Genomic DNA, 23,453 nt, shown 5'->3' with positions numbered 1-23,453 from the left:
GGAACTGGCGCGCCCGGCCACCGGGCGCGGGAGAGCTCAACGCAGGAAGAGCCGCGCGTTCGCGGACTCGGCGTCGGCGTAGTGCGTCGCTGCAGCCCCGAGCGCCTGGCTCAGCCCTGCGAGACTCTGCTCGACCTGCTGCTGGGTCGCGCGCCAGTCGGTCACGGCGGCCTGGAACGCCGACGCCGCCTGTCCCGACCAGGAGCCCTGCAGGCCCGTGAGCTGCGCCACCAGCGAGGCGACCTCGGATTGGACTCGGCCGATCGTGCCCTGTGCGCTCGCCGTCGCGGCAGCGACCTGCTCGCTGTCGACCTGGTATCGGGTCATGGGGATGCGTCCTCTCGTTCGGGTCGGACCCGGGGCTTCCGGGTGTCCGACGCACGCTACGCCCGCCGCGGGGCGGGACCGCGGTGCCCGCGGCATCCGTCGACGGAACTCACCGACGGACGGCGTGGGGAGGACGGGTCGCGATCAGGACGACGTGACCGGCTGCGGTGCCGCCCCGGACCCCGCGAGGGGGAGCGCGACCCGGAAGGTCGCTCCGCCGCCGGGCGTCTCGACGACGTCGACGTGGCCGTTGTGCGCCGTGACGATCGACGACACGATGGCGAGTCCGAGTCCGGAGCCGCCCGTCTCGCGCGTGCGCGAGCTGTCGGCACGCCAGAAGCGCTGGAAGATCTTCTCGCGGATCTGCGCCGGGATGCCCTCACCGTGGTCGATGATCTCGAGCACCGCCCGCTCGGCCTGGTCGTCGACCGACACGCGGATCTCGATCGGGCTGTCCTCGGGCGTGAAGCGCATCGCGTTGCCCATCAGGTTCGTGATGACCTGGCGGACCTTGTTCTCCTCGGCGAGCACGACCGCGCGGCGCACCGGCACGATCGGCGCGTCGGCAGGGCGGTGGCCGGATGCCGCGGATGGGCTCGTCGCCGCGGGAACGACCAGTTCGCCGGTGCGGGTCGCTGCGGGCACGGCGAGCTCCCCGGTCCGAGTCGCGGCGGAGCCGGCGCCCCGCGCGCCGCGCCCACCGCGCCGGGCACGCCCACCCTCGGGCGGGGCGGCGGTGCGGCGCCCGCGGAGCCTGGCGAGCGTGGCGCCGGCCAGGGCGATCGCCCCGCCCGGGCGCGCGGTGGCGGCGTCGAGGTCGACCTCGACGTCGGCGGGCACGGCGTCGGTCGACCCCGTCCGGACCTCCTCGGGTGCGATCACGGTCACGACGCGGCCCGGGTTCGCAGCCATGGCGTCGAGGGCCGCGTCGCGGGCGAGGGGAACCAGGTCGACCTCGGCCAGGTCGAGCGGCTTCGCCTCGTCGAGCCGGGCGAGGGCGAGCAGGTCCTCGACCAGGCCGCCCATGCGGATGGCCTCCTTCTCGATGCGGTCCATGGCCTGCGCCACGTCGTCCGGCGTCTGCAGGGCGCCCATCCGGTACAGCTCGGCGTAGCCGCGGACCGAGACGAGCGGGGTGCGCAGCTCGTGCGAGGCGTCGCCGACGAAGCGCCGCATCTGCTCGATCGTGCGCGCCCGGTCACGGAACGCGCGGTCGATGCGGTTCAGCATGGTGTTGAGCGAGCGGTTCAGGCGCCCGACCTCGGTATTGGGGGTCGCGCCGCCGAGTCGTTGTCCGAAGTCGCCGTCGGCGATCGCGGCGGCCGTGTGCTCGACCTCGCGGAGCGGCGCGAAGGTCGACGTGACGAGCATCCGGGTCAGCAAGGCGCCGACGAGCACGACGCCCAACCCGAACCCGAGGAAGATCGTGAGGTAGGCGGCGAGGATGCGCTCGGTGTCGCGCGACGAGATGGCGACGATGATGGGCGCGAGCCCGCCCTGCTGGTCGGCCGTCACCACGGCGTACACGCCGCGGAACGTCGGCTCGCCGCCCGCGTCGTAGAGGGAGAACACCCGGTAGCCGCCACTGGAGTTCCACGCGTAGACCTCGCCCTGCGTGAGCTCCTCGGGAAGCATCGGGTACGTCGACGGGTCGCGGTCCTTCCAGTTGTGGTCGCGGAACTCGCCCGTGCGGGCGTCGTAGAGCGCGATGAAGACGTCGTCGTTGGCGGTGCTGAAGTCGAGGTCGCCGGCGTCGCGGTTCGACCCGGGCCCGCCGTCGAAGTACTTGTCGAGGTCGCCGGAGGCGATCGCGCTGAGCTTCGTCTCGAGCTGCGCCTCGACGTACGTGCGCAGCATCGCCGCGGTGCCGATGCCGGACACCAGCAGGCCGAGCGTCAGCATGAGCACGGTGACACCCGTGATCTTCGTGCGGAGCGAGACGCGGCTCCAGCGGTCGGCGAGGGTCTGATGCATGGCGGGGCGAGTCTACGCAGGCACCCTGTACCGGCCCTGTGCTACGCCTTCGACGACTTCAGCATGTATCCGAATCCGCGCTTGGTCTGGATGAGCGGCTCGGAGGAGTGCTGGTCGAGCTTGCGGCGCAGGTACGAGATGTAGCTCTCGACGATGCCGGCGTCGCCGTTGAAGTCGTACTCCCACACGTGGTCGAGGATCTGCGCCTTGGACAGCACGCGGTTCGGGTTCAGCATGAGGTATCGGAGCAGCTTGAACTCGGTGGGGGAGAGCTCGACCGGCGTGTCGCCGACGAGCACCTCGTGGGTGTCCTGGTCCATGGTGAGCTCGCCGGTGCGGATGACCGCGTCCTCCTCAGCGTGCATGGTGCGACGCAGGATGGCGCGGATGCGCGCGACGATCTCGTCGAGGCTGAACGGCTTGGTGACGTAGTCGTCGCCGCCGACCGTGAGGCCGGTGATCTTGTCCTCCGTGTCGTCCTTCGCGGTGAGGAACAGGATCGGCGCGGTGTACCCGGCCGACCGCAGTCGCTTGGTGACGCCGAAGCCGTTCATGTCGGGCAGCATCACGTCGAGGATGATGAGGTCGGGTTCCTCCTCGAGCACCGCCGAGATGGTCTGCGCGCCGTTGGCCACCGCGCGCACCGCGAAACCCGCGAACCGGAGGCTCGTCGTCAGCAGGTCGCGGATGTTGGGCTCGTCGTCGACGATGAGAATCCGTGGTCCGTCGCTCATGCCTCGATTCTGCTGCGCGTGGGCTGGAACTTGGCTGGGAATTCTTCGAACGCCGTGCGAGCGGATGCCCTGAGCCCGTCGCCGCGGCATCCGTCGCATGGAAGACTCGCGGCATGGCACGCGAACGGGTGGTCGTCGTCGGGGGAGGTCTCACGGCCGCGCGCGCCGTCGAGTCGATGCGGAAGGCGGGCTTCGACGGCGAGGTGGTCGTCGTCGCCGAGGAGCGACGCCTGCCCTACGAACGACCACCGCTGTCGAAGGGCTACCTGACCGGCGCCGAGCCGTCGAACGTCGTCTACCCGCACGACGCGCGCTGGTACCGCGACCACGACATCGACGTGCGGCGCGGGGTGCGTGCGAGGTCGCTCGATCCCTCCTCGCGCACGCTCGTGACCGACGACGGCGAACTGCGCTACGACCGGGTGCTGCTCGCGACCGGCGCTCGCCCACGCCGCTTCGACGGGCCGGGGGCGGGCCTGCGCGGCGTGCACCTGCTGCGATCGCTTCCGGATGCCACGCGACTGCGCACGGCGCTGAAGCCCGGCGGCCGGCGCGTGGTCGTCGTCGGCGCCGGCTGGATCGGGCTCGAGGTCGCGGCGGCCGCACGAGGGTACGGCAACGAGGTGGCCGTGCTGGGCCGGGGGGACGCGCCTCTCGGGTCGGCGGTGGGCGTCGAGCTCGGCGCCATGTTCGGCGACCTCCACCGCGCCAACGGCGTCGACGTGCGCATGGGCGTCGGCGTCTCCGCGATCGCCGGGTCGGGCGGCAGCGCGGCCGGCGTCGTACTCGGCACGGGCGAGGAGGTGCCTGCCGACCTGGTGGTGATCGGCATCGGCGTGACGCCGAACGTCGAGCTCGCGGCATCCGCGGGCCTGACGGTCGAGGACGGCATCGTGACGGACGCCTCGTTCCGCACGAGCGCCGACGGGGTCTACGCCGCAGGCGACGTCGCGAACATGCACAACCCGACGCTCGGGCACCGGCTCCGTGTCGAGCACTGGGCGAACGCCCGTGCCGGCGGCCGCGCCGCCGGACGCGTGCTCGCCGGCCAGGAGCTCGAGTACGACGAGATCCCGTACTTCTTCACCGACCAGTTCGACCTCGGCATGGAGTACTCGGGATACGGGGAGCTCGCCGACGGCGCCGACCTCGTCGTCCGGGGCGACCTCGCGGCACGCGAGTGCATCGCGTTCCACGTCCGCGACGGCCGGGTCGTCGCGGGAATGAACGTGAACGTCTGGGACGTGAACGACCAGGTCCAGCGGCTCATCCGCTCGCGGGCGATCGTCGACCCGTCGGCGCTGGCCGACGCCGACGTCCCGCTCGCCTCGATCGGGGCCGAAGCGTGAGCGAGTCCGCGCTGCGGCGGATCGGCCCGCGCGAGTTCGACTTCTCCCGGCAGGTCGCCGTCATGGCGATCGTGAACCGCACGCCCGACTCGTTCTACGACCGCGGAGCGACCTTCGCGCTCGACCGGGCCGTCGAGGCCGCGCAGGTCGCGATCGCGGAGGGCGCCGACTGGATCGACATCGGCGGTGCCAGGTTCGCGCCCGGGCCGCCCATCCCGGTCGACGAGGAGGCCGGTCGCGTGGTCCCCATCGTGGAGGCGCTCGCCGGATCGGGCGCGGTGATCTCGGTGGACACGTTCCAGCCCGAGGTCGCGCGACGGGCGATCGACGCGGGCGCGCACGTGATCAACGACACGACCGGCATCCACCACCCCGAGATGGCCGACGTGGTCGCGGCCGGCCAGGCGACGATCGTGATCACCCACAGCCTGGCGGCACCGCGCACGCCGCATCCGAACCCGACGTACGCCGACGTGGTCGCCGAGGTCGCCGCGTTCCTCCGCGCCCGCATCGACCTGGCCCGTGCGCACGGGGTGCCCGAGGAGCGCATCGTGATCGACCCGGGCCATGACCTCAACAAGAACACCCTCCACTCGCTCGAGCTCACGCGCCGGCTCGACGAGATCGCCGCGATCGGACCGCCCCTGCTCGTCGCGCTCTCGAACAAGGACTTCGTCGGCGAGAGCCTCGGGCATCGCGACCGCCGTGACCGCCTCGCCGGGTCGCTCGCCGCGGCCGTGTACTGCATCGGCAGGGGCGCGCGCATCGTCCGCGTCCACAACGTGCGCGAGACCGTCGACGCGGTGCGCATGGTCGAGGCGATCGAGGGATGGCGCGAGCCCGCGTTCCTCGAGCACAACACGCCGGGCGGCGCCTCGTGAACGGCGCGGCATCCGTCGGCTCGATCGGGACCCCGTTCGACCCCGACCGGATGCACGCCGCCTACGCGGTCGACGTGATCGACGGCGGAAGGCCGGCCGATGCCGCGTTCTGCCGCGTCAACATGGTCGCGAGCCTCGACGGCGCCGCCACGCTCGGGGGCCGCAGCGGCGCGCTCGGCGACCACGAGGACCAGCGGCTCCTGTCGGTGCTGCGCTCGCACGCCGACGTCGTGCTCGTCGGTGCCGGCACGGTCGAGGCCGAGGGATACGGCGGGGCCGCGGTCGTCGACGCGGATGCCGCGTGGCGCACCGCCCGCGGTCGCGAACCGCAGCCCCGGTTCGCGGTCGTGTCGTCCCGGCTCGGGCTCGGGCCGCGGCATCCGTTCTTCGCGGACGCCGTCGCCCGCCCCATCGTCGTCACGACCGAGCGGGCGCCCGCCGACCGGCGTGATGCGCTCGGCGGGGTCGCCGACGTGATCGTCGCCGGGGCCGACCGGGTCGACCTCGGCGCCGCGCTCGCCGAGCTCGCGGCGCGGGGCATGCCGTCCGTGCTCTCCGAGGGCGGGCCGAGGCTGTACGGCGCGCTCGCCGAGGCCGATCTCGTCGACGAGGCGTGCCTGACCCTCGCGCCGACCATCGTCGCGGGCGACGCCCCGCGCGTCGCGTCGTCGGCCCGGGAGGTCGCGCGGCGCATGCGCCTCGTGCACGCGATCCCGGGTGAGCGGATGCTGTTCCTGCGCTATGCGCGAGGCGGTTGACACCAGCCGGGCCGGTGCCTAGATTCGGCCTGCGGCGCGCGCGGCGACCGCTCGACGAGGAGGGAGACCGGGTGGCGATCGACGCGTCCGAGCAGGCGGCGAGCGGCGTGGAGCCGGAGGCCGATCGCGTCGTGAACGTGTGGGTCGCTCCGCAGTTCTGGTGGCGCGTCGTGATCGTCGTCGTCGTGCTGTGGGGGCTCATCGCGGCCGAGCGGCGGCTGGCGTACTTCACGACGCAGACCAACGTGATCGTGTTCGGCTACTACGCCGCGGCGCTGTACTGGATGGTGCGTCGCGCATCGACCGCGCCGCCGGCGCCGCGCCTGCGCGGCGGCGTCACGGTCTGGATCCTGACCACGATGATCGTGTCGCACGTGCTGCTGAACCACTTCGAGAACCCGATCCCGGGGCTGTTCGTCGACGACCCGCGCGACCTGCTCGCCAACCGCGCGCTGTTCGCCGTGCACTACGTCGTGCCCGTGATGGTGCTGGTGGACTGGGTCGCGTTCGGACCGCACCGCGTCGTCCGGTGGCGCGACATCGGATGGTGGGTGCTGTACCCGTTCGCGTACGGGATGATCTTCCTCTGGCGTGCGCTCGCGCTCCCCGAGGTGCCCGACCGGTTCCCGTACCCGTTCCTCCACACCGACGACCTCGGGGTGCTCGGTGCCTTGGTGGCGATGGTCGAGGTGCTCGTGTACATCTCGGCGCTGTCGGCCCTGGTGATCCTGCTCGACCGGCTCGCGGGCTGGGTCGGGCGCAGGCTCAGGTCGCGACGCGCGGTCGCCGACAGCGGGTAGCCGTCGTTCGGCGCACCCCGATGCCTCGACGGCTCAGGCCGCCACGGCGTGCGCGTCGAGGATGGTGTACGAGTAGCCCTGCTCGGCGAGGAACCGCTGGCGGTTCTGCGCGAAGTCCTGGTCGACCGTGTCGCGTGCGACGAGCGTGTAGAAGTTCGCCGAGAGCCCCGACTCCTTCGGCCGAAGCAGGCGCCCGAGGCGCTGCGCCTCCTCCTGCCGGGACCCGAACGAGCCCGACACCTGGATCGCGACGGTCGCCTCCGGAAGATCGACCGAGAAGTTCGCGACCTTGGACACCACCAGGACCGGTGTCGTGCCCTCGCGGAACTCCTGGAACAGCCGCTCGCGCTCGTCGACGGGAGTCGACCCGGTCAGCTGCGGCGCGCCGAGGGCGTCGGCGAGCTCGTCGATCTGGTCGAGGTACTGGCCGATCACGAGGATCCGCTCGCCCGCGTGCTTGGCGACCAGCTCCTTGACGACGCCGAGCTTCGCCGGCGCGGTCGCGGCGAGCCGGTAGCGCTCGTCGTCGGCGGATGCCGCGTACGCGAGCCGCTCGGACTGCGGCAGGTCGATCCGCACCTCGTAGCAGGCCGCGGGGGAGATGAAGCCCTGCGCCTCGATCTCCTTCCATGGCGCGTCGAACCGCTTGGGTCCGATGAGCGAGAACACGTCGCCCTCGCGGCCGTCCTCCCGGACGAGCGTCGCGGTGAGGCCGAGGCGACGGCGCGCCTGCAGCTCGGCGGTGAGCTTGAAGACCGGGGCCGGCAGCAGGTGCACCTCGTCGTAGACGACGAGCCCCCAGTCCAGCGCGTCGAGGAGCGCGAGGTGCGCGTACTCGCCCTTCCGCTTCGCGGTGAGGATCTGGTAGGTAGCGATCGTGACGGGCTTGATCTCCTTGACCTGGCCCGAGTACTCGCCGATCTCCTCGGCGGTGAGCGACGTGCGCTTCAGCAGCTCGTCGCGCCACTGGCGCGCCGAGACCGTGTTCGTCACGAGGACGAGCGTGGTGGTCTTCGCGGTGGCCATCGCGCCCGCGCCGACGAGCGTCTTGCCCGCGCCGCACGGCAGCACGACGACGCCCGAGCCGCCGTCGAAGAAGTTGTCGACGGCCTTCTGCTGGTAGTCGCGCAGGTGCCAGTCGTCCTGTTCGAGGTCGATCGGGTGCGGTGTGCCCGGCGTGTAGCCCGCGAGATCCTCGGCGGGCCAGCCGAGCTTCACGAGCTCCTGCTTGAGCTGGCCGCGCGCCCACGCCTCCACGAGGAAGCTCGACTCGTCGATCCGCTCGGTGAGCAGCGGCGCGATGCGCTTGGCGCCCGCGACCTCGGTGAGCACGGCCATGTCGTCGCTGCGGAGGCGCAGGGCGCCGTCGTCCGTGCGGTCGACGATCAGGCGACCGTAGCGCGCGACGGTCTCGCGCATGTCGACCGCGACCGTCTGCGGGACCGGGAACTTGGCGTACCGCTCGAGCGTGCCCAGCATGTCGTCGGCCGTGTGCCCGGCGGCGCGCGCGTTCCACAGTCCGAGCCGGGTGATGCGGTACGTGTGGATGTGCTCGGGTGCGCGTTCGAGCTCGGCGAAGATCGCGAGGTCGTGCCTCGCATCCTCGGCGAGCGGGTGCGCGACCTCGAGGAGCACGGTGCGGTCGCTCTGGACGATCAGGGGGCCGTCTGACATAGCGGACCAGTCTAGGCCCGGTTCCTCCGAGGTGACCCGGAGCGGCCGAGTCCGCGGGCCGGCGCCTCGCCGGTTCAGGTACCGGCCGGGGCGGGGGCGACGGCGGCGATCGCCGAGATCGGCAGCGTCCGCTCGATGTCGGCCTTGCGGTCGCGTGCCCGGAGCCGCCCGTTGGCGACGCTCGCGGGGGCGAGGAGGTAGTCGGCCGTGTCGCCGCCGGGCATCCGCACGGTCACCGTGAGCGTCTCCTTCGCCCGCGCCGCCGCTTCCAGCTGCCGGGCGAGCCAGGCCAGCTCGGTGCCGCCGTCGGCGTCGCCGTCCGCGATGCGGTCGAGCAGGTCCTCGATCGGGTCGGCGCGCCGCACCGGAGCGGGCGCGTGGCCGACGTGGTGGCGCCGCAGGCGGACGATGCGGCCCTCGCCGTCCTCCGCCGCGACCGGGTAGCGCGCGTCGCTCAGGCCCCAGAACACGACGTCGGGCGGGAACCGCGACATGAGCCGGTACGGACCGGACTGCCGGAGGCCGAGCGACGACAGCGACTGGTCGACGGCGAGCGTGCCGATGAGCTGCGCGTCGTCGGAGCGGACGGACGAGCGGGCGGGGGCGTCTGAGGCATCCGCCGCGCTCACCCGCACGCTGCCGAATCGCGCGGCCGACTCGCCCACGAGGTACTCGAGCGGCTGGGGGATGCCGGTCAGCGAGATCGACTCGAGGAACGCACGGATCGACTCGGCGGTCTCGCCCGCTGCGAGCGCGCGGTTCACGGATGCCGCGGTGACCCGGTAGCTCGACGCGAGGTCGCGCCCCTCGACGTCGGCGAACCCCCGCAGGCGCGCGTCGAGCGAGGGCTCGAGCGGTCCGGGCGAGACGATCGTGAGGTCGTGCTGGACGTACACGCGGTCGACCTGGGGCGGGAAGTGGCGCGCCAGGCGCTCGGCCGCTCCCGGCACGTCGCCGACGAGCACGAGGCGTGCGGTCTCGACGGGCTCGCCGGCCACCGCGAGCCCGAGCGCCTCGGCGTCCTGGATCAGCCGGTCGAGGCCGTCGGCGAGCCAGCGACCGCCGCCCGGGTAGTACCAGGCGGCGGCCTCGCGCACCGAGCTCGCGCTGAGCCCGTCGCTGCGTCGCACCACGAGCTCGCGCAGCGCACCGGGGATGCGCTCGCGCCACGAATCGGCGAGCCGGGTCCAACGGGCCGCCGTGCCGTGCAGCGCCCATTCGGCGCCGAGGTCGGACTCGAGCCAGACGGGCCCGTCGCGCACGACGAGCCCCGCCTCGATGGCGCGTCGCACCAGCCTCGGCAGGTCTGCGAGGTCGACGCCGGTGGCCTCGGCGAGCCGCTTCGCGTCGGGCAGTGCGAGACCGCCCTTCGCGAGCTCGCGCGCCGGCTGGGCGGCCAGGCCCGCGAGCAGCTCGGCCGTCGCGGCGACCGTGCCGTAGGCGGCCTCGGCGGCGCGACGCTCGAGGATGCCGTGGTCGGGCCGGTCGGTGCGCACCGCGACCGGCGGGGCGGGGGCGGCGAGCGCCTCGGCGTCGGGCAGGTCGTCGCCGAGCCGGGCGGACAGTCGCGCGCGGACCTCGCCCGGGACGTGCACCCGATCGCCGTCGCGGAGTGCCAGCAGTGCGGCATCCAGCAGGTCGAGCGCGGATGCCGCGTCGTGGACGACCGATTCTGACGCGCCGATCCGTGACAACTCGGCATCGACCCGTGCACCCGTCGTCCACCCGGCGTCATCGGCCGTCGCCGACGCGGCCGCGAGGACCGCGAGGGTCGGCCGCTCGAGGCGGTCGAGGGCGTGGTCGACGGCGTCGTGGGCCGTGATCGCCTCGGCGAGGTCGAACAGGTCGCGCACCCCGGACGGATCGAATTCGCGCGACCGGAGCGCGTCCGCGAGCCTCTCGCGCGGTAGCGCGCGGAGCCTCGCGGCGAGTACCAGCATGTCTCAGTCTGTGCCCGGCCGGGACTCCCTCGACCGGCGGACGCCGTTGACGATGAGGAGTGCGATGAGGAGGAGGAACCCGATCGGAAGGCCGATCATCGGAAGCACGAGAACGAAGGGCCAGATCCCCTGGCTGAACCCGTCGTCGGCCCCCACGCCCGCGAGCGTACCGATCATCACGGCGAAGAAGGCGAGGATCGACAGGCCCACCGTGGCGGCGACCATGTACGCGAGGATGCGCTCGGTGCGGTGGTCGGTGACTGGGCCCTGAGTGCTCACCCGTCCAGAATAGGCCCAGCCGACCCGCTCGCGCGCGGGACCTAGACTTGATCCGATGTCGCCGGCGATCCGGCGCGCCCACATGACAGAGCGAGGTTCATCCACATGCCCACCGGCAAGGTCAAGTTCTACGACGAGGAGAAGGGGTTCGGCTTCATCCAGGGCGATGACGGCCAGGAGGTCTTCCTCCACGCCTCGGCGCTTCCCGACGGAGCGACCGTCCGCTCGGGCAGCCGCCTCGAGTACGGCGTCGCCGAGGGCAAGCGCGGTGCGCAGGCCCTCTCGGTGCGGGTGCTCGACGCGCCGCCGAGCCTCGCGCGCCTGCACCGCAAGCCGGCCGACGACATGGCGGTCATCGTGGAGGACCTCGTGAAGGTCCTCGACGGCATCGGCGCGAACCTCAAGCGCGGGCGCTACCCCGACAACGCCCACAGCCGGAAGATCGCGGCGCTGCTGCGCCGCGTGGCGGACGAGCTGGATGTCTGACGCGCCCGAGCCCGCCGATGCTGCGGTCGACGGGGCCGCAGGGGCCGAAGGGGCCGAACGCGAGGCCCGGCAGGTCGACGCGCTCGGAAGTGCTGCCGCCGCCTCGGTCCGGGAGCCCGACGAGGTGCTGCTCGACTCGGTCGAAGTCGCCCGGCGCTCCCTGCTCGAGGTGACGCCGCCCGAGACGGTCGGTTCGGTCATCGGACACATCGCCGAGGGCGAGCACGTGCTCTCGCTCCACTTCGCCGCCGACCTCGCCGGGTATCCGGGTTGGCACTGGAGCGTCACCCTCGCGCGCGTCGACGAGGGCGAGCCGACCGTGCTCGAGACCGAGCTCCTCCCCGGCGAACGCGCGCTGCTCGCGCCCGAGTGGGTCCCGTGGTCGGAGCGGCTGGCCGAGTACCGTTCCGCCCAGGCCGCGGCGGCCGCCGAGGCCGCGGCCCAGGGCGACGGCGAGGCGCAGGCCGAGGGATCCGAGGAGGCAGACGACGAGGCCTTCCCCGACGACACGGACGACGCCGATGGCGATGACGTGTTCGACGGGATCGACATCGACGCGCTCGACGACGGCGAAGACGAGGACGACGACGACGAGGACGACGACGACTCGGACGGCGAAGACGAGGACGACGACGACTCGGACGGCGAAGACGAGGACGACGACGACGCCGACGACGACGACCCCGACGAGGACTGAGCCGTCCTCAGTCGGCGGGCTCGCGCCGTCGACGGCGGCGCAGCTGCACGACCGCGAGTCCGACCACGCCCAGGGCGACGCCGATCGCCGCCGTCGCGACGAACCAGCCGAAGCCGATCGAGGCGAGCCAGTCGCGCGTCACCACCGCGGCGACGAGCGCGACGAGCCACGCGGCCGTGCCCGCGACCAGTGCCTTGCGCGCGTCGGTCCGGACCGGCGCCGGATCGGGTCGCCGCTCGGACTCCGTCAGCCACAGCCGCATGGCCGTCAGCCTATCCGGCCTGTTCGAGCACCCAATCGAGCGACGCCGTCAGCGCCCGGACGTCGTCGGGCTCGATCGCGGTGAACGTGGCGAGCCGGAGCTGGTTGCGTCCGAGCTTGCGGTAGGGCTCGGTGTCGACGACGCCGTTGGCCCGGAGCGTGCTGGCCAGCGCCGCGGCATCCGTCGTCTCGTCGAAGTCGATGGTCACGACGACCTGCGAGCGGTGCGCGGGGTCCGCCACGAACGGCGTCGCGACCTCGCGCGCCTCGGCCCAGTCGTAGAGGACGCCCGACGACTCGCGCGTGCGCGCGTCGGCCCACGCGAGGCCGCCCGATGCGTTCATCCACTCGAGTTGGCTCTCGAGGAGCAGGAGTGTCGCGAGCGCGGGCGTGTTGAGCGTCTGGTCGAGGCGCGAGTTGTCGACCGCCTGCTTCAGCGAGAGGAAGTCGGGGATGTAGCGATCCGACGCGGCGATGCGCTCGACGCGCTCGATCGCGGCGGGCGACATGATCGCGAACCAGAGGCCGCCGTCCGAGGCGAAGTTCTTCTGCGGCGCGAAGTAGAGCACGTCGAACTCGGCCGGATCGGCGAGCACGCCGCCGGCGGCGCTCGTCGCGTCGATCACGGTGAGCGCGCCCGCATCGCCGCGGACCCGGCGCACCGGGGCCTGCACGCCCGTCGACGTCTCGTTCTGCGGCCAGCCGTAGACGTCGACGCCCTCGACGGGTTCGGCGTCGGCGCGCGAGCCAGGCTCGGCCCTGCGCACGTCGGGCGCCTGCAGCCACGGTGCGGCGGCGGCCCTGGCGAACTTCGCGCCGAACTCGCCGAACGAGCAGAGCTGTGCGCGTCGCTCGATCAGGCCGAACGCCGCGGCGTCCCAGAACGCCGTCGAACCGCCGTTGCCGAGCACGACCTCGTGGCCGTCGGGCAGCGAGTACAGGTCGGCGATGCCGCGCCGCACGCGCCCGACCAGCTGCTTGACCGGGGCCTGGCGGTGCGAGGTGCCGAGCAGGCGGGGGCCGACCGCGGCGAGGTGGGCGAGCTGCTCGGGGCGCACCTTCGACGGGCCGCAACCGAACCGGCCGTCGGCGGGCAGGAGCGACGAGGGGATGACGAGCTCAGGCATGGTCCGATCCTACGGCGCGGCCCCATCGCCGTGGCGGCGGATGACGCGGCTGCGGGGCGTCACGACGTCCACCCCGCGCGGCGCGGGGCGCCCGGGTCGAGCTCGCCGCGGGACAGTAGGCTTGAGCGTCGGACGCGCCGCACGGCCGAGGAGGAGCGAGTTGACGGATCTCATCGACACGACCGAGATGTACCTGCGGACCATCCTCGACCTCGAGGAGGAGAACATCGTCCCGCTCCGTGCGCGCATCTCCGAGCGCCTCGGGCACTCCGGACCGACGGTGTCGCAGACGGTCGCGCGCATGGAGCGCGACGGCCTCGTCGTGGTGTCGGGCGACCGCCACCTCGAGCTCACCCCCGCGGGCCGGAGCAAGGCCGTCCACGTCATGCGGAAGCACCGGCTGGCCGAGCGGCTCCTCGCCGACGTCATCGGGCTCGACTGGGAGTACGTCCACGACGAGGCCTGCCGCTGGGAGCACGTCATGAGCGAGCAGGTCGAGCGGCGCCTCGTCGAGATCCTCGGCAACCCCACGCATTCGCCGTACGGCAACCCGATCCCCGGGCTCGACGAGCTCGGGGTCGAACCCGCGGCGCCGTTCATGTCCGGCGTCCGAAACCTGCTCACCGCACTCGACGAGGGGTCCGGGCAGGCGCGTGGCGTCATCCGGCGGCTCGCCGAACCCGCCCAGTTCGACCCCGACCTGCTCGCAAGCTTCAAGGGTGCCGGCATCCTGCCGGGCGCCGCGGCGGAGTTCCGGCGAGAGGGCGGACTCGTCGTCGCGCTGGTGGCCGGGCACGACGCGCTGCCGATGCCGGTCGGCATGGCCGGGCACATCTTCATCGGCGGCGAGAGCGGCGCCGAGGCGCCGGGCGCGGGCGACGCGCGCGCCGACCTGCCCGGTTCGGCGCCCGAGGTCGTGTCCGGCACGGCGCTCGAGCACGACTGAACCCACCAGCGCGCACCCGCCTTCCCGTCTCGCACGGACCGGTTCGGCACCGGATTCCGGCGAGCCGTGATCGAAATGTGACAATCGGCCGAGTCTCGCGTAGTCTCGATCGAGTCCGCCGGCGCCAAGCCGGTCGGCGGAACAGGGTCGAGACGCCTCCGGTGCCCACCGCTCGCCCCCGATACCCGTGACGCGCCCCGGCGCACAAGGTGGGACGACGCTCCGGCGTCGTGGGGCGGAGGACACGTTTTGGCTCGATTCCCCCGGCGCCGCTCCGGCGCGACCACCGCCCCCAAGCCCAACACCCGAACCGCGCTCGTTCGCCGCGAGGCCCCATCGGCCCCCGCCGCGCACGAGGCCCCGGCCGCCCAGGCGCCCGCGCGCCGCGACCGCGAGTCGTTCGGTCGGCGCATGCGCTCCGGCGGCACGAAGAACGTCATGGTCATGGCGGTCGCCGCCGGCCTCGTCGGCACCTTCGCGATCCCGGCGTACGCGTTCGCCCCCGGCTCCGACGGCCTGCAGTTCGGCGCGACCGCCGAGACGCAGCTCACGAAGGCGCAGCCGCAGGACGTCGAGGTCGCCGAGGACGTCATCGCCGCGCCCCTCTCGGAGGACGGCTACGACGCCGTGACGGGCGAGGAGATCCGTGCCGCTGAGGAGGCGCGTGCCGCCGAGGAGGCGCGCCAGGCCGCCGCCGCCGCGATGACCTCGTACGCCGCCGAGGCCAGCCAGTACTCGGCACCGGCCCCGGTGACCGGCGCGGCGAGCCCCTCCGCCGTCTTCGCGGTCGCCCAGCAGTACCTCGGCGTTCCGTACGTCTACGGCGGCGCGACTCCGGCCGGCTTCGACTGCTCGGGCCTCGTGAAGTACGTCTACGCGCAGTTCGGCATCGACCTCCCGCACTCGTCCACCGCGCAGGGCGCCGCAGGCACCCAGATCCCGCTGTCGGAGGCCGTTCCCGGCGACCTCGTCGTCATGTCGGGCCACATCGGCTTCTACGCCGGCAACGGCCAGATCCTCCACGCTCCGTACACGGGCACCGTGGTCAGGACCCAGCCGATCTGGACCAGCGACTACTGGATCGTGCGCATCTGAGCCGTGAACAGCGCATGAAGCGTGACACGAAATGGCGTGCCGGGAGGACCCGGCACGCCATTCGTGTCGTAGCCTTGTCTCCTGACGATCCGAATACCGGGTAGGGGAGTCCGATGGTCGGTGCGCGCAGCAGTACCCATTCCGCGGGTGCGCGCGCGCTCTTCGACCAACGGCACAGCAGTCAGCCGAGTCGCGACTGCGCCGGGATGCCGACGGGCACTGTCTTCACGACGGTGCCCGTTTCGCGTCTCCGGGGGCCTCATCGCCGACCCCGCGGCATCCGCGTCGTCGATCCTTCACGCGGCTGGAAGCCATCCAGCACCGATCGAAAGGCACCCCATGCGCACCCTCGTGCTGAACGCCGGATATGAACCCCTCGCCGTCGTCTCGTTCAAGCGCGCGCTTCTGCTCGTCATGAACGAGAAGGCGACCGTGATCCTCCACGACGAGGACAATCCGGTGCACGGCACGAACGGCGACTGGGTGCGACCCAGCGTCATCCTCCTGACGCGCTACGTCCGCACCCCACGCGTGCACCAGGTGCCGGTGAGCCGTCGAGGCGTGCTTCGGCGCGACGAGCACCGGTGTGCCTACTGCGGCAAGTCGGCGGCGACCATCGACCACGTGCTGCCGCGCTCACGCGGCGGACGCGACACGTGGGAGAACCTCGTGGCGTGCTGCCTCCGCTGCAACAACGCCAAGGGCGATCACACGCCCGCCGAGATGGGCTGGTCGCTCCGCATCACCCCGCGGATGCCGCACGGGCGCGGGTGGGTCGTGCGCGGGTTCGAGCGGCCGCTGCCGCAGTGGGGCGACTTCCTCGGCAAGGCCGCCTGACCCGCACCGGCGGGGTCGCGATCGTGCGACGCGCCGCCGTGGGACCGTCGTGACAACCCGTCGAGGCGTGCCCTATGGTGGTACGAGTCCGGAGCGACCCCCTGCTCCGCGACCTACGCCTCCCGTCTTCCGGAACCCCGTCCGGGGGCGGGCCCCGGAGGTTCGCGACCCTTGAACGGTGACGACCAGATCGGCCTTTCCCCCCTGCGGCCGAGACGACGGACCGATCGACGCCCCGGCGTCCGACGCGGCCGTATCGCGCCCGAATCGCGCATCGCGACGACCCAGCCACCGGCGCGTCGCAACGGACCGGCCCGAGTGGCGGCGACGGTGCTGATCGTCCCGGCGCTCGTGGGCACGCTCGCGCTGCCCGCCTACGCGTTCCTGCCCGGCGGACAGCTCCCGGGTGGCGGGCCGACACAGTTCAGCCTCTCCGTCGCCGAGGCGCAGGACGTGGACGTCTCGGTCAACGCGGGCGGGGCGACGTTCTCCTCCGACAGCTTCGCGGTCACGACCAAGGCGGAGATCGACGCGGAGGTCGCCGCGGCTGCCGAGGCGGAGGCCGCCGCCCGCGCCGCCGAGCTCGCCGCACGCGGCACGGGTGAGTACGCGAGGATCGCGCAGCAGGCCGAGGGCGACGACTACCCGTGGTGGTACGAGACGCCCGACGACTACGGCGGAGGACTCTCGCCGCTGCGGTACTACTACCGCGAGTGCGTCGACTTCGTGGCCTGGCGCCTGAACCGCGACGCCGGCGTCTACGGAGCCCCGTGGAAGTGGGACTGGTCGAACCTCGCCTCCGGCAGCGCATGGACCTGGGCCGACTCCTGGCGCGCCAAGGGCTGGCCGACGAGCAGCGAACCGGTGGTCGGGGCGGTGGCGTGGTTCCCCTACAACCACGTCGCGTACGTGCAGTCGGTGAACGGCGACGGCACGGTCACGCTCGAGGAGTACAACTGGAACTCCGACCATTCGTATCACCGCCGCACCATCCCCGTGGGCGACGCGCTCTACCTGTATCCGCCGGTCTGACCGCTCCGGGGCTCGCCACCACGCCAGTGCGACATCATGGCGAAACCCGGGGGAGAAGTTGGACGTTCCGGCCAATGATCTCGGACTCGTGCGACGGATAGCCTGACGTCACCCCCACGGAAGAAGCAAGGTGACCGCGATGACGCAGCCCTCCGACGACAACCGCACCGACGAGATCGCCTTCGTCGACGAGCTCGCCCCCGCGACCTCCGCGATCGTCGTGCTCGGCTACAACTGATCGGCGCCCTCTCGCGCATCCGTCGCCGTCACCCGCCCGGGCGCGATGTCGAGCCGCGCGTCCCGCTAGACTCGTCCGGTCAGCCTCTGTAGCTCAATGGAAGAGCAGTTCCGTCCTAAGGAAAGGGTTGGGGGTTCGAGTCCCTCCAGGGGCACCGTCCGGTGCCGATGCTCGGCTCACCGCCGCAGCATCCGCAGTCTCGTCTCCGTCGCGTGCACCGCGTCGTCGAACGTGTCGTACCGGTACGTCACGCCGGGCCTCGGTCGCATCCAGAGCATCTCGAACCCGTCCGGCGCCGTCGTGATGTATCCGACGATGCGGGGGTCCTTCCCGCCGTCGTTGCGCGAGTCGCAGACCCGCCAGGTCGTGGGCGTGAGCGGGACCACCTCGACGACCGGGGCGGTCGTCGTGCCGTGTCGTGTCGTCGTCATCGTCGTCACCCTCCTCCGTTTCCGGTTGCGGTGGGACATCGCCTCCCGATCCTTGCTACGCGCTCGATCGCTTCGCCGACAGAGGCTTGACACCGCCGACTGCGCGGGGCAAGCCCCTGTCGGGCGATGCGGCGTGGCGATAATGTGGCTTCGAACGGGGCCCGAGAGTCCGATTCTTGAGCGCGGAGGTGCTCGTGGGAAAGCTCACGTACGATTCGACGCTCGGCGTCGACTTCGACGATCGCGTGCTTGCGCATCTGCAGCTCGTGATCGGGGCGAAGCTGCGTCGCGGCGAATCGTTCTACTTCAGCTGGCGCGACGATCCGGCGATCGGCGACGGCCGCAGCACGATCTGGGTGCACCCGCGCATCCCGCTCGTGTTCAAGTACGCCGGCGGGCGGCAGCCGTCGATCAATCGCGCCTGGGTCGACGCGCTCATGTCCACCGCCAACTCGCCGGGCGGCCTCGTGCTCGTGCCCGAGCCCGAGGCGCGGACCGAGCACGAACCCGCGAACCACAACGGGGGGCATGAGTCGTGAAGCGCGTCAACATCATGTACGGCGGCGCCCAGTACTCGGTCGGCCAGGCCGACGTCGAGGCGATCAAGGCGGCGATCGAGGAGGCGTTTGCGACGAACAGCCCGCGCTGGATCAGGGTCAACTTCGGCGAAGGACGCCCGCAGCCGGCCGACGTGCTCGTCGGACCCGGCATCCCGGTGAGCATCATCCCGATCCCGTCCGATGACGATGTGGCGGGCGACGCCGATGAGCGTGCCGAGGTCGAGGCGCGCCGCTCCACGCGGGTCGACGAGGTCTAGCGCAAGGCGACGGATGCCACGAGCCGCCGTCACCTGATCGGCGGCCACTCCAGGTCGTCGGTGTCGGCATCGTCGATGTCGTCGGAACCGTCGGAACCGTCGGGTCCGACGAGCGGGCGGGTGGACGACAACGCCGTCGTGGCGGATCGCAGGCTCGCAACGAGGTCCTCGTCGACGAGTTCGTCGAGTTCGGAATCGACGGGCTCGGTCACGAGCTGGCTCGCCGGACCGATGAGCATGTGGGCGCGAGCCGTCCGCCCGTCCTCCGTGCGGACGGGGATGTCGACGGATGCCGCGGTGCGCCGCGCCGCGAGCGCGGCCGCGTAGTCGACGATCGCGTCGGCGATCTCGGTTCCCGTCAGCAGCACGCCCCCGGCGTAGTGGATCCGCTCCATAACGCAGGTCTATCCGCCGTCGGGAGAGCGCTTCAACCTCTTGCGCCCGCCGACTCGTCGTGTTCTCATGCGATCGATCAGCTCCAGTCGACCGCGTGGACCCAACCCGCGATGTAGGCACGCTCGTTCGGGCCGAGCCGCACCCCCGAGCGCGGGATCGGCATGCCGTCGAGTTCGCAGAGCTCGTAGATCCGGCGCACGACGCTCATGCGCAGCGGTGCGGTCGGGTGCTCCAGGATCTCTCGCTGGAGCGGCGCTTCGAGCATGGGCCACCAGACGCCGATGGACGGCAGCGGGCCGCTCGCCGTCGGCGTCTCCTGTTCGGGTTCCAGCAGCGACGTCATTGTGCATGCTCCTCAGTGATGTCGCCGGAGTCGTCCTTCACGGCGACGGTCTCGTTCGGGTCCGCGTCCTCTTCGGCGCGGGCGTGGCGTTCGGCCTCGTCGACGGCGGCGTCGAGTTCGCGCTCCGTCTCCGGGTCGCCGCTCTGCGGGTCGGACATCGTCATCCCCTTCTTCGCGGCAGGTCGGCACCCCCCGTGCACGACCGCCTCCATCGACGATACGAGGGGCGGTGGCCGAGCGGCAGGCCCTTGACCCCCTGTCGGGCGGATGCTACCCCCACCCACGGCTCGGCCACGGGGGCTGCGCGCTGTCGGATGCAGGGCGCATCATGGTCGGATGGACCTGCCGGTGATGCCGCCCGTGAAGCCGATGCTCGCGAAGTCGGTGAAGGAGATCCCCGATGTCGGGCACGTCGAGCCGAAGTGGGACGGCTTCCGCACGATCGTGTTCCGCGACGGCGACGAGGTCGAGCTCGGCAGCCGCAACGAGCGCCCGATGACCCGGTACTTCCCCGAGCTCGTCGAGTCGCTGCGGGCGAACCTGCCCGAGCGCTGCGTGGTCGACGGCGAGATCATCCTCGTCCGTGACGGTCGGCTCGACTTCGACGCGCTCCAGCAGCGCATCCATCCGGCGGCGAGCCGGGTGCGGCTCCTCGCCGAGCAGACGCCCGCCGCGTTCGTCGCGTTCGACCTGCTCGCGCTCGGTGAGGACGACCTGACCGGGAGGCCCTTCGCAGAGCGACGCGCGCGGCTCGAGCGAGCGCTGGCCGCGGCATCCGACCCCGTCTTCGTCACGCCCGCGACGGGCGATCTCGCCGAGGCGCGCGACTGGTTCGAGCGGTTCGAGGGCGCGGGCCTCGACGGCGTCATCGCCAAGCCGCTCGACGGCACGTACGAGCCCGACCGGCGGACGATGTTCAAGGTCAAGCACGAGCGCACCGCCGACTGCGTCGTGGCCGGCTATCGATGGCACAAGACGGGCGGTATCGTCGGCTCGTTGCTGCTCGGGCTGTACGGCGACGACGGCCGCCTCCACCATGTCGGCGTGGCCGCCTCGTTCACGGCGGCCCGGCGGCGCGAGCTCGTCGACGAGCTCGCCCCGTACGTCGAGGAGGACCTCTCGCGACATCCGTGGGGGGAGTGGGCCGGCCAGGAGGCCCACCGGTCGGGACGCATGCCGGGCGCGGTGAGTCGCTGGAGCGCCGGGAAGGACCTCTCGTTCGTGCCGCTGCGGCCCGAGCTCGTGGTCGAGGTCGCCTACGACCACATGGAGGGCGACCGGTTCCGCCACACGGCGCAGTTCCGCCGGTGGCGGACCGACCGCACGCCGGCGAGCTGCACCTACGAGCAGTTGGAGGCACCCGACGGACTCGACCTGCGCGAGATCCTGCCGGCCGCGCGCTGACGTCACCGCGCGCGCTCGCGCGCCGCATCCAACCGCCTGCGCGGATCAGCCTGGCGCGTCGGCCGACCTCAGAGCACCGTGCGCAGGCCGGCCGAGTTGGCCGTGTGGTGCTCGAACACGAGGTTGGTCTCGGTGAGGGCGACGGCCGGGTTCGCCGACAGGTTCTTCAGGACGAACTGGCGCACGTGCGCGCTGTCGCGCACCCGAACGTGGATCAGGAAGTCCTCGCTGCCGCCGAGGAAGAACAGCTGCGCGACCTCGGGCTCGGCGCGCAGCTCGTCGGAGATCTGCTCCATGAGATGCCGGGCACCCGGCCGGATCCGGACCGAGATCAGCGCCTGCAGCGTGTAGCCGAGCGCGGCGGGGTTGATCTCGGCGGTGTACCGGGTGATCACACCGCGCTCGCGCAGCGACCGTACGCGTGCGAGGCAGGTCGACGGCGAGACGCCCACCTCGCGGGCGAGGTCGACGTTGGGAACGCGCGCGTTCTCATGGAGCCTGGCGATGATCTGCCGGTCGACGTCGTCGAGGGCGACGCGGGCGGATTCGCTGAACTGCGGCAGATCGTTCACCGGGGGGTGCTCCTTCGAACATTCGAGACGGATACCGCGAGTCTACCGAACACCGTGCGGTATGGCTTCCGTTTGAGCGAATGACAGGTGACGATGGAAGGACCAATCCACACAGCATTCGGAGAAACCATGCACATCGGCGTGCCCGCTGAGGTCAAGAACAACGAATTCCGCGTCGCGATGACGCCCGCCGGAGTCCACGCGCTCGCACAGCGCGGCCACCGCGTCGACATCGAGGGCGGCGCCGGCGCCGGGGCCGGATACCACGACGACGAGTACCGCTCCGCCGGCGCGAACATCGTCGCGACGGCGGCCGAGGCGTGGGCAGCCGACCTGGTGCTGAAGGTCAAGGAGCCCATCGAGCAGGAGTACGGATTCCTGCGCGACGACCTCACGCTCTTCACCTACCTGCACCTCGCCGCCGACCTGCCGCTGACCCGGGCGATCCTCGACTCCGGCGTCACGGCGATCGCGTACGAGACCGTGCAGCTGTCCGACCGCTCGCTGCCGCTGCTCACCCCGATGAGCGAGGTCGCCGGTCGGCTCGCTCCGCAGGTCGGCGCAGCCGAGCTGCACGCGTCCAAGGGCGGCCGCGGCGTGCTGCTCGGCGGCGTGCCCGGCACCGCGCCCGCGAAGGTGCTCGTGATCGGCGGCGGCGTGGCCGGCGAGCAGGCCGCCGCGACCGCGCTCGGCCTCGGCGCCGACGTCACGGTGATGGACATCTCGCTGCCCAAGCTCCGCGAGCTCGATGCGCGCTACGAGCACCGCATCAAGACCCTCGCCTCGTCGCCGTACGAGACCGCACGCCAGGTGCGGGACGCCGACCTCGTGATCGGCGCGGTGCTCGTGCCCGGCGCCGCAGCGCCCAAGGTCGTCACCGACGAGATGGTCGCGACCATGAAGCGCGGCGCCGTGCTCGTCGACATCGCCATCGACCAGGGCGGCTGCTTCGAGGGCTCGCGCCCGACGACGCACGCCGAGCCGACGTTCCCCGTGCACGAGGCGATCTACTACTGCGTGGCGAACATGCCCGGCGCGGTGCCCGCCACGTCCACGCCGGCGCTGACCAATGCCACGCTGCCGTACGTGCTGAAGATCGCCGACCTCGGCTGGGAGGCCGCCCTCTCCGGCGACGCCGCGCTCGCCAAGGGCCTCAACGCGACCGCCGGGAAGCTGACCAACGAGGGCGTCGCCAAGGCGCACGGGCTCGAGCTGTCCTCCCTCGTCTGACGCCGGGGCGCCGACCCGGCGCACCCTCGGGCACGCGACGGCCGCCGACCGGAGATCACCGGTCGGCGGCCGTCGTGGTTCCCGGGGTCGGGGAGGGGCAGGGGCGCAGGCGTCGGACGCCGGGCGCCGCGGCTCAGGAGAGCGACAGGAAGAGCTTCTCGAGCTCGTCGAAGTCGAGCTTGTCGCCGTCGGCCGCGCCCTCGGGGTCGGTCGCGCAGTCGCGCATGGCGGTGGAGATCACCGCGAACCCGGCACGGTCGAGCGCGCTCGAGACGGCCGCGAGCTGGTTGACGACCGTGCGGCAGTCGGCGCCGGACTCGACGGCTTCGATGACCGCGTTGAGCTGGCCGCGGGCTCGCTTGAGCCGGTTGGCGATCCGGCGCTGCGAGTCGGACTTGGAGACGGCTGCGGAATCGGCCGCGATGGTCATGCTGCACCTCCGAGGGTGACGGGGAGGCCCGAACGGTACCATTCGGTGATGCCGCCGTCGACGTTCACGGCGTCGACGCCCTGGGCCTCGAGGAACTGGGTTGCGCGGGCGCTGCGCCCGCCGGCGTGACACATGACGTGCACGGTTCGGTCGAGGGGCACCTCGTCGAGCCGATCGGCGAGCGAGCCCAGCGGGATGTGGTGCGCGCCCTCGACGCGGGCCTGCGCGACCTCGTCGGGCTCGCGCACATCGAGGAGGTACAGGTCGGAGGCGGCGTGCGCCTCGGCGGGGGTGACCGACATGATCTGCATACCCCAATGGTATTCCATACCCCTGGGGTATTCAAATCCCGGTGTACGCGGCGATGCTCCGAGCGATCCGGCGACCGCGCCGTA

Annotated in this window: 29 protein-coding genes and 1 tRNA gene; 15 read left to right on the top strand and 15 right to left on the bottom strand. The window is 72.1% G+C overall.

Annotated elements, in window-relative coordinates; genetic code table 11:
* Nucleotides 1-36: 36 nt before the first annotated feature.
* The 3 genes from ACULK4_RS12955 to ACULK4_RS12945 form a co-directional block, all read right to left on the bottom strand.
* On the bottom strand, nucleotides 37-327 hold the full coding sequence (locus ACULK4_RS12955; protein ID WP_445965998.1) for a WXG100 family type VII secretion target: 291 nt from the start codon (nucleotides 325-327) through the stop codon (nucleotides 37-39).
* Nucleotides 328-471: 144 nt separating this feature from the next.
* On the bottom strand, nucleotides 472-2,301 hold the full coding sequence (locus tag ACULK4_RS12950; RefSeq protein WP_445965997.1) for a sensor histidine kinase: 1,830 nt from the start codon (nucleotides 2,299-2,301) through the stop codon (nucleotides 472-474).
* A gap of 41 nt (nucleotides 2,302-2,342) precedes the next feature.
* Complete coding sequence (locus ACULK4_RS12945; protein ID WP_445965996.1) at nucleotides 2,343-3,035, bottom strand: response regulator transcription factor; 693 nt, start codon at nucleotides 3,033-3,035, stop codon at nucleotides 2,343-2,345.
* Between the two features lie 113 nt (nucleotides 3,036-3,148).
* Between ACULK4_RS12945 and ACULK4_RS12940 the strand changes: the two genes are divergently transcribed.
* The 4 genes from ACULK4_RS12940 to ACULK4_RS12925 all read left to right on the top strand — a co-directional run bounded on the left by ACULK4_RS12940 (nucleotide 3,149) and on the right by ACULK4_RS12925 (nucleotide 6,823).
* On the top strand, nucleotides 3,149-4,384 hold the full coding sequence (locus tag ACULK4_RS12940; RefSeq protein ID WP_445965995.1) for an NAD(P)/FAD-dependent oxidoreductase: 1,236 nt from the start codon (nucleotides 3,149-3,151) through the stop codon (nucleotides 4,382-4,384).
* On the top strand, nucleotides 4,381-5,265 hold the full coding sequence (gene folP, locus ACULK4_RS12935) for a dihydropteroate synthase (protein ID WP_445965994.1): 885 nt from the start codon (nucleotides 4,381-4,383) through the stop codon (nucleotides 5,263-5,265). Before ACULK4_RS12940 ends, folP begins: the two co-directional genes overlap by 4 nt.
* The gene (locus ACULK4_RS12930; protein WP_445965993.1) at nucleotides 5,214-6,023 is read left to right on the top strand and encodes a pyrimidine reductase family protein; all 810 of its coding nucleotides are present in this window, start codon (nucleotides 5,214-5,216) and stop codon (nucleotides 6,021-6,023) included. Before folP ends, ACULK4_RS12930 begins: the two co-directional genes overlap by 52 nt.
* Nucleotides 6,024-6,094: 71 nt before the next feature.
* The gene (locus ACULK4_RS12925) at nucleotides 6,095-6,823 is read left to right on the top strand and encodes a Pr6Pr family membrane protein (protein WP_445965992.1); all 729 of its coding nucleotides are present in this window, start codon (nucleotides 6,095-6,097) and stop codon (nucleotides 6,821-6,823) included.
* A gap of 33 nt (nucleotides 6,824-6,856) precedes the next feature.
* Here the strand turns inward: ACULK4_RS12925 and ACULK4_RS12920 are convergent, their stop codons facing one another.
* From ACULK4_RS12920 to ACULK4_RS12910, 3 genes are all read right to left on the bottom strand, one after another.
* Nucleotides 6,857-8,497: a DNA repair helicase XPB gene (locus tag ACULK4_RS12920; protein WP_445965991.1), complete on the bottom strand. Its 1,641-nt coding sequence runs from the start codon at nucleotides 8,495-8,497 to the stop codon at nucleotides 6,857-6,859.
* A gap of 74 nt (nucleotides 8,498-8,571) precedes the next feature.
* Nucleotides 8,572-10,437 (bottom strand): helicase-associated domain-containing protein, encoded by a 1,866-nt coding sequence (locus tag ACULK4_RS12915; RefSeq protein WP_445965990.1) that lies wholly within the window; start codon nucleotides 10,435-10,437, stop codon nucleotides 8,572-8,574.
* Nucleotides 10,438-10,440: 3 nt separating this feature from the next.
* Nucleotides 10,441-10,716 (bottom strand): hypothetical protein, encoded by a 276-nt coding sequence (locus tag ACULK4_RS12910; protein WP_445965989.1) that lies wholly within the window; start codon nucleotides 10,714-10,716, stop codon nucleotides 10,441-10,443.
* Nucleotides 10,717-10,821: 105 nt separating this feature from the next.
* Between ACULK4_RS12910 and ACULK4_RS12905 the strand changes: the two genes are divergently transcribed.
* Together ACULK4_RS12905 and ACULK4_RS12900 are read left to right on the top strand one after the other, a co-directional pair.
* The gene (locus ACULK4_RS12905; protein ID WP_445965988.1) at nucleotides 10,822-11,202 is read left to right on the top strand and encodes a cold-shock protein; all 381 of its coding nucleotides are present in this window, start codon (nucleotides 10,822-10,824) and stop codon (nucleotides 11,200-11,202) included.
* Nucleotides 11,195-11,899, top strand: coding sequence for a DUF3027 domain-containing protein (locus tag ACULK4_RS12900; protein WP_445965987.1), 705 nt, complete (start codon nucleotides 11,195-11,197; stop codon nucleotides 11,897-11,899). The genes ACULK4_RS12905 and ACULK4_RS12900 overlap by 8 nt, the downstream gene beginning before the upstream one ends.
* A 7-nt stretch (nucleotides 11,900-11,906) precedes the next feature.
* Here ACULK4_RS12900 and ACULK4_RS12895 read toward each other — a convergent pair whose 3' ends face one another.
* Complete coding sequence (locus ACULK4_RS12895; RefSeq protein WP_445965986.1) at nucleotides 11,907-12,161, bottom strand: DUF2530 domain-containing protein; 255 nt, start codon at nucleotides 12,159-12,161, stop codon at nucleotides 11,907-11,909.
* A gap of 10 nt (nucleotides 12,162-12,171) precedes the next feature.
* On the bottom strand, nucleotides 12,172-13,287 hold the full coding sequence (gene serC / locus ACULK4_RS12890) for a phosphoserine transaminase (RefSeq protein ID WP_445965985.1): 1,116 nt from the start codon (nucleotides 13,285-13,287) through the stop codon (nucleotides 12,172-12,174).
* Between the two features lie 160 nt (nucleotides 13,288-13,447).
* Between serC and ACULK4_RS12885 the strand changes: the two genes are divergently transcribed.
* From ACULK4_RS12885 to ACULK4_RS12865, 5 genes are all read left to right on the top strand, one after another.
* Entirely contained in the window at nucleotides 13,448-14,233 is a 786-nt protein-coding gene (locus ACULK4_RS12885; RefSeq protein WP_445965984.1) for an iron-dependent transcriptional repressor DtxR, read from the top strand.
* Nucleotides 14,234-14,482: 249 nt separating this feature from the next.
* Entirely contained in the window at nucleotides 14,483-15,328 is an 846-nt protein-coding gene (locus ACULK4_RS12880; protein WP_445965983.1) for a C40 family peptidase, read from the top strand.
* Between the two features lie 339 nt (nucleotides 15,329-15,667).
* On the top strand, nucleotides 15,668-16,165 hold the full coding sequence (locus tag ACULK4_RS12875; protein WP_445965982.1) for an HNH endonuclease: 498 nt from the start codon (nucleotides 15,668-15,670) through the stop codon (nucleotides 16,163-16,165).
* A 330-nt stretch (nucleotides 16,166-16,495) separates the two neighbouring features.
* Nucleotides 16,496-17,197 carry a CHAP domain-containing protein gene (locus ACULK4_RS12870; RefSeq protein ID WP_445965981.1) on the top strand — a complete coding sequence of 234 codons (702 nt, stop codon included), beginning with the start codon at nucleotides 16,496-16,498 and terminating at the stop codon, nucleotides 17,195-17,197.
* 320 nt (nucleotides 17,198-17,517) lie between these two features.
* Nucleotides 17,518-17,589 (top strand) — tRNA-Arg (locus ACULK4_RS12865).
* A 22-nt stretch (nucleotides 17,590-17,611) separates the two neighbouring features.
* Here ACULK4_RS12865 and ACULK4_RS12860 read toward each other — a convergent pair.
* Entirely contained in the window at nucleotides 17,612-17,866 is a 255-nt protein-coding gene (locus ACULK4_RS12860) for a hypothetical protein (RefSeq protein WP_445965980.1), read from the bottom strand.
* A gap of 194 nt (nucleotides 17,867-18,060) precedes the next feature.
* Between ACULK4_RS12860 and ACULK4_RS12855 the strand changes: the two genes are divergently transcribed.
* Both ACULK4_RS12855 and ACULK4_RS12850 read left to right on the top strand, forming a co-directional pair.
* Nucleotides 18,061-18,405, top strand: coding sequence for a DUF7882 family protein (locus ACULK4_RS12855; RefSeq protein WP_445966301.1), 345 nt, complete (start codon nucleotides 18,061-18,063; stop codon nucleotides 18,403-18,405).
* Complete coding sequence (locus tag ACULK4_RS12850) at nucleotides 18,402-18,683, top strand: hypothetical protein (RefSeq protein ID WP_445965979.1); 282 nt, start codon at nucleotides 18,402-18,404, stop codon at nucleotides 18,681-18,683. Before ACULK4_RS12855 ends, ACULK4_RS12850 begins: the two co-directional genes overlap by 4 nt.
* Before the next feature lie 29 nt (nucleotides 18,684-18,712).
* Here the strand turns inward: ACULK4_RS12850 and ACULK4_RS12845 are convergent, their stop codons facing one another.
* The 3 genes from ACULK4_RS12845 to ACULK4_RS12835 form a co-directional block, all read right to left on the bottom strand.
* Nucleotides 18,713-19,078 carry a hypothetical protein gene (locus tag ACULK4_RS12845; protein ID WP_445965978.1) on the bottom strand — a complete coding sequence of 122 codons (366 nt, stop codon included), beginning with the start codon at nucleotides 19,076-19,078 and terminating at the stop codon, nucleotides 18,713-18,715.
* 77 nt (nucleotides 19,079-19,155) lie between these two features.
* The gene (locus tag ACULK4_RS12840; RefSeq protein ID WP_445965977.1) at nucleotides 19,156-19,422 is read right to left on the bottom strand and encodes a hypothetical protein; all 267 of its coding nucleotides are present in this window, start codon (nucleotides 19,420-19,422) and stop codon (nucleotides 19,156-19,158) included.
* Nucleotides 19,419-19,580: a hypothetical protein gene (locus tag ACULK4_RS12835; protein WP_445965976.1), complete on the bottom strand. Its 162-nt coding sequence runs from the start codon at nucleotides 19,578-19,580 to the stop codon at nucleotides 19,419-19,421. Before ACULK4_RS12835 ends, ACULK4_RS12840 begins: the two co-directional genes overlap by 4 nt.
* Before the next feature lie 178 nt (nucleotides 19,581-19,758).
* Between ACULK4_RS12835 and ACULK4_RS12830 the strand changes: the two genes are divergently transcribed.
* Nucleotides 19,759-20,826, top strand: a complete 1,068-nt coding sequence (locus ACULK4_RS12830; protein ID WP_445965975.1) for an ATP-dependent DNA ligase — start codon at nucleotides 19,759-19,761, stop codon at nucleotides 20,824-20,826.
* A 68-nt stretch (nucleotides 20,827-20,894) separates the two neighbouring features.
* On the opposite strand, the gene ACULK4_RS12825 is transcribed toward ACULK4_RS12830, so the two are convergent.
* Nucleotides 20,895-21,398: an Lrp/AsnC family transcriptional regulator gene (locus tag ACULK4_RS12825; protein WP_445965974.1), complete on the bottom strand. Its 504-nt coding sequence runs from the start codon at nucleotides 21,396-21,398 to the stop codon at nucleotides 20,895-20,897.
* A 129-nt stretch (nucleotides 21,399-21,527) separates the two neighbouring features.
* On the opposite strand from ACULK4_RS12825, the gene ald reads away from it, so the two are divergent.
* Complete coding sequence (gene ald, locus ACULK4_RS12820; RefSeq protein WP_445965973.1) at nucleotides 21,528-22,628, top strand: alanine dehydrogenase; 1,101 nt, start codon at nucleotides 21,528-21,530, stop codon at nucleotides 22,626-22,628.
* 133 nt (nucleotides 22,629-22,761) lie between these two features.
* On the opposite strand, the gene ACULK4_RS12815 is transcribed toward ald, so the two are convergent.
* A complete protein-coding gene (locus tag ACULK4_RS12815; protein WP_445965972.1) occupies nucleotides 22,762-23,058 on the bottom strand; it encodes a metal-sensitive transcriptional regulator in 297 nt (98 codons plus the stop codon).
* Entirely contained in the window at nucleotides 23,055-23,369 is a 315-nt protein-coding gene (locus ACULK4_RS12810) for a rhodanese-like domain-containing protein (protein ID WP_445965971.1), read from the bottom strand. Before ACULK4_RS12810 ends, ACULK4_RS12815 begins: the two co-directional genes overlap by 4 nt.
* Between the last annotated feature and the right edge of the window lie 84 nt (nucleotides 23,370-23,453).

Source organism: Agromyces selenitireducens (genome assembly GCF_052748465.2).
Note: the sequence above shows the minus strand (reverse complement) of the source record. Positions and strands in the feature narration are given on the sequence as shown.

Excerpts from the sequence above, each read along its gene's own strand:
- ACULK4_RS12905 (WP_445965988.1), top strand. The coding sequence starts at position 10,822 with ATGCCCACCGGCAAGGTCAAGTTCTACGACGAGGAGAAGGGGTTCGGC.
- ACULK4_RS12920 (WP_445965991.1), bottom strand. The coding sequence starts at position 8,497 with ATGTCAGACGGCCCCCTGATCGTCCAGAGCGACCGCACCGTGCTCCTC.
- serC (WP_445965985.1), bottom strand. The coding sequence starts at position 13,287 with ATGCCTGAGCTCGTCATCCCCTCGTCGCTCCTGCCCGCCGACGGCCGG.
- ACULK4_RS12840 (WP_445965977.1), bottom strand. The coding sequence starts at position 19,422 with ATGACGTCGCTGCTGGAACCCGAACAGGAGACGCCGACGGCGAGCGGC.
- ACULK4_RS12915 (WP_445965990.1), bottom strand. The coding sequence starts at position 10,437 with ATGCTGGTACTCGCCGCGAGGCTCCGCGCGCTACCGCGCGAGAGGCTC.
- ACULK4_RS12875 (WP_445965982.1), top strand. The coding sequence starts at position 15,668 with ATGCGCACCCTCGTGCTGAACGCCGGATATGAACCCCTCGCCGTCGTC.
- ACULK4_RS12810 (WP_445965971.1), bottom strand. The coding sequence starts at position 23,369 with ATGCAGATCATGTCGGTCACCCCCGCCGAGGCGCACGCCGCCTCCGAC.
- ACULK4_RS12900 (WP_445965987.1), top strand. The coding sequence starts at position 11,195 with ATGTCTGACGCGCCCGAGCCCGCCGATGCTGCGGTCGACGGGGCCGCA.
- ACULK4_RS12860 (WP_445965980.1), bottom strand. The coding sequence starts at position 17,866 with ATGACGACGACACGACACGGCACGACGACCGCCCCGGTCGTCGAGGTG.
- ACULK4_RS12940 (WP_445965995.1), top strand. The coding sequence starts at position 3,149 with ATGGCACGCGAACGGGTGGTCGTCGTCGGGGGAGGTCTCACGGCCGCG.
- ACULK4_RS12895 (WP_445965986.1), bottom strand. The coding sequence starts at position 12,161 with ATGCGGCTGTGGCTGACGGAGTCCGAGCGGCGACCCGATCCGGCGCCG.
- ACULK4_RS12950 (WP_445965997.1), bottom strand. The coding sequence starts at position 2,301 with ATGCATCAGACCCTCGCCGACCGCTGGAGCCGCGTCTCGCTCCGCACG.
- ACULK4_RS12815 (WP_445965972.1), bottom strand. The coding sequence starts at position 23,058 with ATGACCATCGCGGCCGATTCCGCAGCCGTCTCCAAGTCCGACTCGCAG.
- ACULK4_RS12830 (WP_445965975.1), top strand. The coding sequence starts at position 19,759 with ATGGACCTGCCGGTGATGCCGCCCGTGAAGCCGATGCTCGCGAAGTCG.
- ACULK4_RS12955 (WP_445965998.1), bottom strand. The coding sequence starts at position 327 with ATGACCCGATACCAGGTCGACAGCGAGCAGGTCGCTGCCGCGACGGCG.
- ACULK4_RS12945 (WP_445965996.1), bottom strand. The coding sequence starts at position 3,035 with ATGAGCGACGGACCACGGATTCTCATCGTCGACGACGAGCCCAACATC.
- ACULK4_RS12930 (WP_445965993.1), top strand. The coding sequence starts at position 5,214 with ATGGCGCGAGCCCGCGTTCCTCGAGCACAACACGCCGGGCGGCGCCTC.
- ACULK4_RS12835 (WP_445965976.1), bottom strand. The coding sequence starts at position 19,580 with ATGTCCGACCCGCAGAGCGGCGACCCGGAGACGGAGCGCGAACTCGAC.
- ACULK4_RS12845 (WP_445965978.1), bottom strand. The coding sequence starts at position 19,078 with ATGGAGCGGATCCACTACGCCGGGGGCGTGCTGCTGACGGGAACCGAG.
- ald (WP_445965973.1), top strand. The coding sequence starts at position 21,528 with ATGCACATCGGCGTGCCCGCTGAGGTCAAGAACAACGAATTCCGCGTC.